Here is an 8381-nt window from a genome sequence, read left to right as displayed (position 1 = left end):
TGCCTTCGCGGCCGAGGACGCGCCGGCGGCCGCGCAGGACGGCCCCGGCACCGAGGCCGACCGCGCCCCCGCGCCCGCCGACACCCCCGCCGAACCCGCCCCGCGCCTCGCGGTCGGCTCGGCCGCCTCGCCCACCGGCGGCGCCCCCGTCCTCCTCGCGGGCTACCTGCCCGCAGGCTTCGCCCCGGCCCCCGCAGCGGGCCCGGCCCCCTCGGGCGGGCACGCGTCCGCCCCGGCGCCGCAGAGTCCGGTCGACGAGCCGCACTTCTCACCCGACTAGGGCCCCGGACGGACCCCGGCGCCCGGCCTTCCGGTCGGCCGCCGCGCGCGCCGTCCCCACCGGCGGCAGCCCCACCCAGCGGACGACCCCTGGGGGTTGACGTGAGAGCCGCACCCGCACCCCGCGGCGTTCACGTCAGCCGGCGGTCCGCCAGATCCTCCGGATGACCCCGGCACCCGCCGACCGCGCCCGCCACGCGCGGCGGCCGGACACCGGGGAGCGACACCCACCACCACCCACGAACGCGCGGGCCCCCGGCCAGGGCGCGCGCGCCGGGCGGCGCCAGCCGCCCATCCCCGTACCGACCTGACATCGAACACGATCCAGAAGGACGTTTCACCATGTTCCAGTTCGCACGGACCTCCACCAAGGCCGTTCTGGTGGCCGCGGGCGCCGCGGGCTTCGTCGCCTTCGGCGCGGGCATCGCATCGGCCGATGCGCTCTCCCCGCTGGGCGTCACCGACGCCCTGCCCGTCGGTCCGGTCACGGAGCTGATCGAGAACCCGCGCGTGCCCGACCTCGCCACCACGGTGCCCGCCCCGCGGACCGCCAACGTGTCCGGTCCGCTCGGTGACATGTCCGGTGTCGGCCCCGAGGTGCACGACTACCTCACCGTCGCCGACAGCACCGTCGACCTGGTCGAGCGCTCGGTCGGACTGAGCACCGGGGTCGAGCACCAGTCGGCCCCCGCCGACCTGGCGGGCACCGCCACCGGGCTCCTGGAGAGCGCCCCGCTGCCGCTGCCGAAGCCGTCGCAGCTCCCCGTGGCGACCAGTGCCACCACGGGTGCCGCCACCGTCGCCACCCGCGCCGTCGGCGAGGGCGTCACCGGCACCCTGCTGCCGCGCACCACCGCGGCGACCGAGGACGCCGTCGACACCCTGCCGCGGGCGGTGGCCGAGGGCATCGACGCCCACGAACCGCGCTCCCCGCTCTCCATCAGCGGACTGGAGAACGCCGAGCTGCCGCTGGTCGGCGCCGACCCGGCCACCGCCGGACTGCGCGAGGGCGTCGACGGCGTCACCTCCGGGCTCGCCTCCGACCAGGGCCCCTCGCTCGACGACCTGAACCAGGTCGGCCCGCAGGACGTCGTCGACGGCGTCACCGGTGCGGTCGACAATAGTGTCGGGGTGCGCGGCGTCACCGACGCCATCGGCGGCGTCGGGCTGCCGGTGTAGCACCCCCGGACCGTGCGCCCGCCTCCGCCGTCCCCGGCGGGCGCACCTCGGCCCCGAGCGGACGGCCGACCCCTCCGGATGAGAGCGGGGCCTGGGGACTGTGGGGGTTCCCGGGCCACCGCCCGGACGCGGGTCCACCGCTCGGGGGCGGCCTCCCATCACGATGGGAGGTGCGGCCCCGGGACGGCGGGAGACCGGCCCTGACGCCGGGTGCCCTGGGAACTGTGGGGGTTCCCGGGGACGCACTCCAGGGACGGTCCCGCCGACCGGGGCCGCTGCAACGCGAAGGGCGCCGCCCCCCGAACGGGGAGCGGCGCCCTTCGCGCGTAACCGAGGGGGCTAGTCCTCCTCGGCCATGTGCGGCGAACCCGGGGTGCCGGCCTGGCCCAGGTCGTCGGCCTCGCCCGTGGCGCTCTCGGCCACCCACTCGTCCCAGGGGCGCTGCCAGTAGCCGAACCCGTTGTCGACCTCCAGCTCCCGGTCGGTGCCGGTGATGATCACGGGGTCACCGGGGATGCTGTTGTCGTAGAACCACTGTGCGTCGCCCACGCTCATGTTCACGCAGCCGTGGCTGGTGTTGGCCTCGCCGAGCTGGTAGTTCCAGTCGGCGGTGTGCAGGAACTCGCCGGAGTTGGAGATCTGCACGGCGTGCGCCACGTACTCCTCGTACCACTCGGGCGAGTCCTTGGGGACGCCCATCGTGTCGTTGCTCATCCGGAAGTTCGTGAACTTGCCCATGGTCACGTGGATGCCGCTGGTGGTGGTGTAGGCGCGGGTGGTGGCCATGCCCAGGCTGACCGGGAACTCCTTCACCGTCTCACCGTCGCGCTCGACCACCATGTGGTGCTCGTCCTCGTCGATGTCGGTGATCTGGGAGCGGCCGATCTCCAGCTCGAAGCTGTGGTCCTCGATGCCGAAGACCCCCTCGGACGCCTCGACGCCCGCCAGGTGCAGGTCGACGGTGACCTTCTGGTTCGGCTCCCAGTACTCGGCGGGCCGGAACACCGCCTGCTTCTCGCCGAACCAGTTCCACGCGCCCTCGGCCGGCTTCTCGGCACGGACCTCCATGGCCGCCTCGACCTGGGCCTTGTTCTCCACGGGCATGTCGAAGTCGACCACGATCGGCATGCCCACGCCCACGGGGCCGTCGGTCATCATCTGGTACGCGGCGGTGTCGGTCTTGACCTCCAGCCGCTGCCCCTCGGTCGACGGCGTGGTGGTGAACTGGCTGACGACCTCGGTGCCCTCACCGGCGGCGTTCTCGGCGACGGCGGTGACCGTGACGTCGGCGCCCGGCACCAGCGTCCAGTCGCTGGTCCACTCGGTCTCGTCCTTGTTCAGGGTGCCGCTCATCGCCAGCGCCTCGCCGTCGCCGCCCGTCTGCTCCACGGTGACGTCGGTGATCGTGCCGTTCTCGGCGGTCACGGTGACGGGCTGGTTCGGGCGGATCTCGCCGGCGCCGTCCTCGGGGGTGATGGAGACACTGGCCTCCTCCGCGGAGCCGGCGTCCTCACCGGCCAGGTCGCCCTCGCCGCTGCTGCACGCCGTCGCGGCGAACACGAGGGCGGCGGCGCACAGCACACCGGGGTGGCGGGACCAACGCAAGGGGGAGCGGGGTGTCACGAGGGGGACCTCCAGGTCATCGGTTGCCAGGGCGCGCGGTTTCCGGAGCCGGCGTCGAACGCGCCGGGCCGTGTGGAGAGACGGTGTGGCGCGTGATGCAACCGGAAAGCGGTTCGCCCGCATCATTGTGACGCGTGGAAGGGGGGATATGGTTCGCCGAATCGGCCGATTTTCGGGAAAAACCCGATCACCATGCTGTAACCGTCCGGCCTCGGACACCCGCGCCGGGCCGGAAAGGGCCGGAAAGGGCCGGGAACGGCCGGCCGGCGGCGGGGCCGCCCCGCCGGAACGGGGCGGCCCGGCCTGCTACTTTTCCTCGGTGCCCTCGCCGAGGCCGTTCGCGCACGGGTTCGACGTGGCGTCGCGGCCCTCGATGGCGCCGTCCTCGACGGCCGCCTCGGACGGCTGGGCCGCGGGCGCCCGGGCCTCGTCGGCCTCGGGGGACGGCTCGCCGGACGGGGTGTCGCCGCTCTCCAGCATCCGGTCGTCGACCGGGCGGTCCTCGGCGATCGCCGCGAACAGCTCGGCGGCGCGCGCCTCGTCCCACACCACCCGGTTGGGGTCGAACGGGGCCTGCGCCCACGGCACGGTGTAGAAGGCGATGTCGGTGAGTTCGACCTCGGCCAGGGTGGCGCCGATCGAGATCATCCGGCTCAGCGTGAGGTCGCCGTCGGTCGCGGTGTGCCGGGACACCGCCTGCAGCAGGCCCGAGGTCTTCGACGGGCTGGTGAGCACGTCGCTGCTGGTGACCTGGTCGGCGAGCGCGCCGAGGAACATCTGCTGGCGGTCGATGCGGCCGATGTCGCCGCCGTCGCCGATCTCGTAGCGGGCGCGGACGAAGGAGAGCGCCTCCTCGCCGTCGAGCCGCTGCTGCCCGGCGTCGAGGTCGAGCTGGGCGCGCTCGTCCTCCATGGGCTCGGGGATGCACATGTCGACGCCGCCGATGGCGTCGACCATGTCGCGGAAGCCCACGAAGCTCAGGTGCGCGAAGTGGTCGATGCGGATGCCGGTCAGCGACTCGATCGTCTTGACGACGCACGGCGGGCCGCCGTGGAACAGCGCCGAGTTGATCATGCCGTAGTAGGCGGCGGTGCCCTCGGTCTCGCCGTAGGGGTCGCACTCGGGGAGGTCGACCAGGGAGTCGCGCGGGAAGTTGACGACGTCGACCGTCGCGTCGGGGGAGATGTGCGCGAGCATCAGGGAGTCGGAGCGCTCGCCCACGAAGTCGCGGCCGCCGTAGTCGGAGTTGCCGCCCTCGCGGCCGTCGGAGCCGATGAACAGGATGTTGACGTCGTCGCCGATCTTGGGCGGGCGGTCGGCCTCGTCCAGCGCTGAGGAGAGGTCGTGCTCGATCATGTTGCCGCGCAGCGAACGGTAGTAGGCGTAGGCGGTGCCGGCTCCGGCGACCAGGGCCACGGCCATGGCGGCGGAGGACCAGACCAGGACGCGGCGCCACCGGCGCCGGCGGGGGGCGGCCGGCTTCCCGGTTTCGGACGGCTCGGCGCCTGACGCGGCGTCCTCGGGGAGGGGTGCGGCGGCGTCTTCGGGCATAGGGGCATCTTCTCGGCGAGTAGGGCGGGAATGGCGGTCCCGGCGGGCGGCCGACCGGGCGCTTCCGCGCGGCGGCGCCCGGAGGCACGGAGAGTCGCGGAGCGGCGGGCAGGGAGGCATCCGCCGCGATGTAAGCAGATCTTACGAGATCGCCGCCGCCCCCGTGCGATAGGGATGGCCGAATTCACCCTCACTAACAACCGGAATGTGGCCGTGCTGTCGGCCGCCCGGAGACGCGGCCGGCCGGGCGCGGCCCCTCCCCGCGCCCGGCCGGCGGCCGTCGCCCCTTAGGCGCGCGTGCGGTTGCGTCCGCCCCACAGGCCCGCCACCAGGTAGACCCCGATGACGGCGAGGACGAGCTGGGTGATGAGCTCCAGCCAGTCGATGCCCGGCGTCTCGGCGTAGCCGGCGAACTGGGCGATGGCGGTGCCGATGAGGGCCGCCACCACGCCCACCACCAGCGTCAGCCAGATCGGCAGGTCCTGCTTGCCCGGCACGATGAGCCGCGCCACCGCGCCGATGATCAGGCCGATGATGAGTGCGCTGATGAGTCCGGTGACCTCCATGGTGTCCCCCCTGTGGTCGGAAATCCGGTCTGAGGCCGTCTTTCCGATATGGGGCTGAAAATGCATGAGTCCTGATCACCGTGCTTCTATGTGGCCTGGTGTCCGGGTTCGCGGACCCCGAGTCGGCCGCTCGATGCCGTCCGGGGCGCCGCACCGCGCGCGGCGGCCGCGCGCACACCGTGTCGAGGGGGATGGGCGGATTCGCCCCCGAGTGTCGCGCCGCAGGGCGCGAGTCCGGGTTCCGGGTCTCGCCGACCCGGCGAAAATTGGCCGAATCCGGCCAAGATCGCCGCTGATCAACCGGCATTCGCGAAAGATCGGGTCAAGGTTTCGCCTTGATGAATCGCGATGTGAAAGCCGCTAGCGCACGGGCCTCCGTGCGCGCCCCCGGGCGGGTGCCCGGCGGGGATTTCATCGCATGTCCGGCTTTTTCATTGCGTGCCGGGTCTGTCGCGGGGAGTGATCTTCACTTATTGTTTCGAAGCGTTCACTGGTGGTTCGGTGGATCCCGGCGGGACCGGGCTCAAGAGGCCCGTCCTCCGCCGGGGGTCGACATAGACGACCACGTTTCACCACTGCTGTTCCCTTGTTTCCATCCCCCGCAAGGAGTAAGGCACGTGAGCAGATCCCCCCTCATCCGAACCTTCGGCGCGATCGTCCTGGGCTCCGGCCTGGTCGTGACCGCCGCCACCGCCGCCGCGGCGGACCCCGCGCCGACGGTCAGTTCCCCCGAGCAGTTCCAGGCCATGCAGGAGGACCTCGGGCTGACCGCCGCCGAGGCCACCCGGCTGCTCCAGCAGGAGACCGAGGCCCGCGAGCTGGAGGCCGAGCTCGAAGAGGCCCTCGGCGCCGACTTCGGCGGCGCGGTCTTCGACATCGAGACCGGTGAGCTCACCGTCTCGGTCACCGACGCCGCCGCGGTCGAGACCGTCGAGGACGCCGGCGCCGAGGCCCGGGTCGTCGAGAACGGCGAAGGCGCCCTGGACGACATCGTCGCCGACCTCAACGACCACGCGCCCGAGTACGGCGAGGGCGTCCACGGCTGGTACGTCGACCTCGCCGACGACACCGTCGTCGTGACCGTCGACAAGGGCCAGGCCGACGCCGCCGACGCCCTCATCGCCGAGGCCGGGGTCGACCCCGCCACGGTCACGATCGAGGAGAGCGCAGAGGCGCCGCAGACCTTCGCCCAGATCATCGGCGGCAACGCCTACTACATCAACAACAGCGGCCGCTGCTCGATCGGCTTCGCCGTCACCGGCGGCTTCGTGACGGCCGGCCACTGCGGCCGCGTCGGCGCCACCGCCACCAGCAGCGACGGCCGGGGCACCTTCCGCGGGTCGATCTTCCCCGGCCGCGACATGGGCTGGGTGGGCAACACCACCAACTGGACCACCACCCCCTACGTCAACAACTACAGCGGCGGGCGGGTGACCGTCACCGGCTCCAGCGAGGCCGCCACCGGCTCCTCCATCTGCCGCTCCGGCTCCACCACCGGCTGGCACTGCGGCAGCATCCAGTCGAAGAACCAGACGGTGACCTACCCGCAGGGCACGGTCTCCGGCCTCACCCGGACCAACGTCTGCGCCGAGCCCGGCGACTCCGGCGGCTCCTGGGTGACCGGCAGCCAGGCGCAGGGCGTCACCTCCGGCGGCTCCGGCAACTGCCGCACCGGCGGGACCACCTTCTACCAGCCGGTCAACCCGATCCTCAGCCAGTGGGGCCTCACCCTGGTCCGAGGCTGACCCGAGCGGGCCTAGCCCGACCGGAGCGGGTCAGGTGACCTGAGCGGGCCTGACCAGAGCGGGGCCCGCCCCGGCCCGTCCCCCGAGCCGGGACCGGCCCCGCCCCCCTGACCGCCGCGGTCGCGCACGCGACCGCGGCGGTTCCACGCCCGCGGTGCAGTGCCGGTGCGACGCGGTCGGCACCGATCAGTCCGCGTTCCAGAAGGTGCTGTCGACGTTCTCCTCGTCGTCGTCCTCCGGATCGGCCTTGCGCGACCGGCCGCGCGCCTTCGGCGTCGCCTCGCCCGCCGCCGCCTTGCCCCGGCGGCGGGAGGCCGCGCGCGGAGCGGGGGCGTCATCGGGGGCGTCGGCCGGGGCGGTCGGCGGCGCGGCCGGGGCCGCAGCGGGCGCGGTGGCGGACACAGCGGCGGGCGCCTCGGCGGGGGCCGCGCCGACCGCCGCCCGGGGGGTGGCGCCGGCGTGGATGTTCAGCGCCTCGTCCTCCACGTCGAGCATCTTCTGCACCTGCGCCGGAAGAGCGGGCAGGCGCTCGCCCCGGAAGTGGGTGCCCAGGACCTCCAGGGCGTGGTCGCACAGCAGGCGGCGGGCGGGGGTGGCGCGGGTGCCGCTCAGCTCCTCCAGCTCCGGCAGGCCGACCTCGCGCAGCAGGCGGATGACGGCGTGCATCCGGTCGCGGGTGCGGCGGTCGGCGATCGCCACCGCCATCACCTCCGCCTCCGCCAGCGACGGGCTCGGGCCCGCCCCGGTGTGGGGGGCGTCACGCTCGGCGATGAACAGTCCGGTGAGCCGGCGCGTCGACTCCCGCGTGGCGGTGCGCAGCTCGTCGCGGCGGAGCCGTCGCGCCAGGAGAAGGGTGACGGCGACGCTGCTGACCAGGCTGATGCCGCCACCGGTCAGGATCAGCAGGATGTCGTTCACGGAGGGCCTCCGAGGGAGAGCGGGGGACCGAACGGGGGTTCCGAACGTGACCCGCGAGCATTCGCGACCCCGCCCCGCCTTGTCAAGCTCGCCGGGTCCCGCCCGGCCTCGCCCGGTCCCGGCCCACCGCCCGGCCCGAGGACCCGCCCGACCCTCGGTCCACCGCCCGGCCCAGGTCCCCGGAGCCGCGCCCGGCCGACCCGGAACGGGGGAACCACGCCGCGCGCCCTGCGCCCACCCCTCGCCAGCCACGCGGTACCGCTGACGCAGACCCGCCCACTCAGACGCCCTCACCAGCTACCCTCATGACCACCCACGAGCCACCACTAGTTGCTCAAAACCCCCGACCCATTGATATGTCCCCTGCTCAATAAGACTTCTCCCCGCGCACGCGGGGATGACCCCGACATCCGCCGCCGCGAGGACGAGGACCCCATCTTCTCCCCGCGCACGCGGGGATGACCCCGTGTTGACCAGGGCCTCGGCGGGGCAGTAGGACTTCTCCCCGCGCACGCGGGGA

At 73.5% G+C, this 8381-nt stretch carries 6 protein-coding genes and 1 pseudogene; 3 read left to right on the top strand and 4 right to left on the bottom strand.

Features of this window, described 5'->3' with window-relative positions; genetic code table 11:
- Positions 1–280: pseudogene (locus tag NT8_RS29785) on the top strand (flagellar associated protein); the annotation flags it as partial.
- Between the two features lie 341 nt (positions 281–621).
- The gene (locus tag NT8_RS07085; RefSeq protein WP_067965513.1) at positions 622–1458 is read left to right on the top strand and encodes a hypothetical protein; all 837 of its coding nucleotides are present in this window, start codon (positions 622–624) and stop codon (positions 1456–1458) included.
- Between the two features lie 339 nt (positions 1459–1797).
- On the opposite strand, the gene NT8_RS07080 is transcribed toward NT8_RS07085, so the two are convergent.
- The 3 genes from NT8_RS07080 to NT8_RS07070 all read right to left on the bottom strand — a co-directional run bounded on the left by NT8_RS07080 (position 1798) and on the right by NT8_RS07070 (position 5198).
- Positions 1798–3081 carry a L,D-transpeptidase gene (locus tag NT8_RS07080; protein WP_067965511.1) on the bottom strand — a complete coding sequence of 428 codons (1284 nt, stop codon included), beginning with the start codon at positions 3079–3081 and terminating at the stop codon, positions 1798–1800.
- A 306-nt stretch (positions 3082–3387) separates the two neighbouring features.
- Positions 3388–4632, bottom strand: a complete 1245-nt coding sequence (locus tag NT8_RS07075) for an LCP family protein (protein ID WP_067965509.1) — start codon at positions 4630–4632, stop codon at positions 3388–3390.
- Between the two features lie 287 nt (positions 4633–4919).
- A complete protein-coding gene (locus tag NT8_RS07070) occupies positions 4920–5198 on the bottom strand; it encodes a GlsB/YeaQ/YmgE family stress response membrane protein (protein WP_067965507.1) in 279 nt (92 codons plus the stop codon).
- Between the two features lie 617 nt (positions 5199–5815).
- Here NT8_RS07070 and NT8_RS07065 point away from each other — a divergent pair.
- Positions 5816–6943, top strand: a complete 1128-nt coding sequence (locus NT8_RS07065; protein ID WP_067965505.1) for a S1 family peptidase — start codon at positions 5816–5818, stop codon at positions 6941–6943.
- Between the two features lie 186 nt (positions 6944–7129).
- On the opposite strand, the gene NT8_RS07060 is transcribed toward NT8_RS07065, so the two are convergent.
- Positions 7130–7861 (bottom strand): hypothetical protein, encoded by a 732-nt coding sequence (locus NT8_RS07060; protein ID WP_067965503.1) that lies wholly within the window; start codon positions 7859–7861, stop codon positions 7130–7132.
- Positions 7862–8381: the final 520 nt, after the last annotated feature.

Source organism: Nocardiopsis trehalosi NBRC 14201 (assembly GCF_001552555.1).
Classification (GTDB): domain Bacteria; phylum Actinomycetota; class Actinomycetes; order Streptosporangiales; family Streptosporangiaceae; genus Nocardiopsis_B; species Nocardiopsis_B trehalosi.
Note: the sequence above shows the minus strand (reverse complement) of the source record. Positions and strands in the feature narration are given on the sequence as shown.

Coding starts and splice junctions, on each gene's coding strand:
- NT8_RS07085 (WP_067965513.1), top strand. CDS start 622: ATGTTCCAGTTCGCACGGACCTCCACCAAGGCCGTTCTGGTGGCCGCG.
- NT8_RS07075 (WP_067965509.1), bottom strand. CDS start 4,632: ATGCCCGAAGACGCCGCCGCACCCCTCCCCGAGGACGCCGCGTCAGGC.
- NT8_RS07070 (WP_067965507.1), bottom strand. CDS start 5,198: ATGGAGGTCACCGGACTCATCAGCGCACTCATCATCGGCCTGATCATC.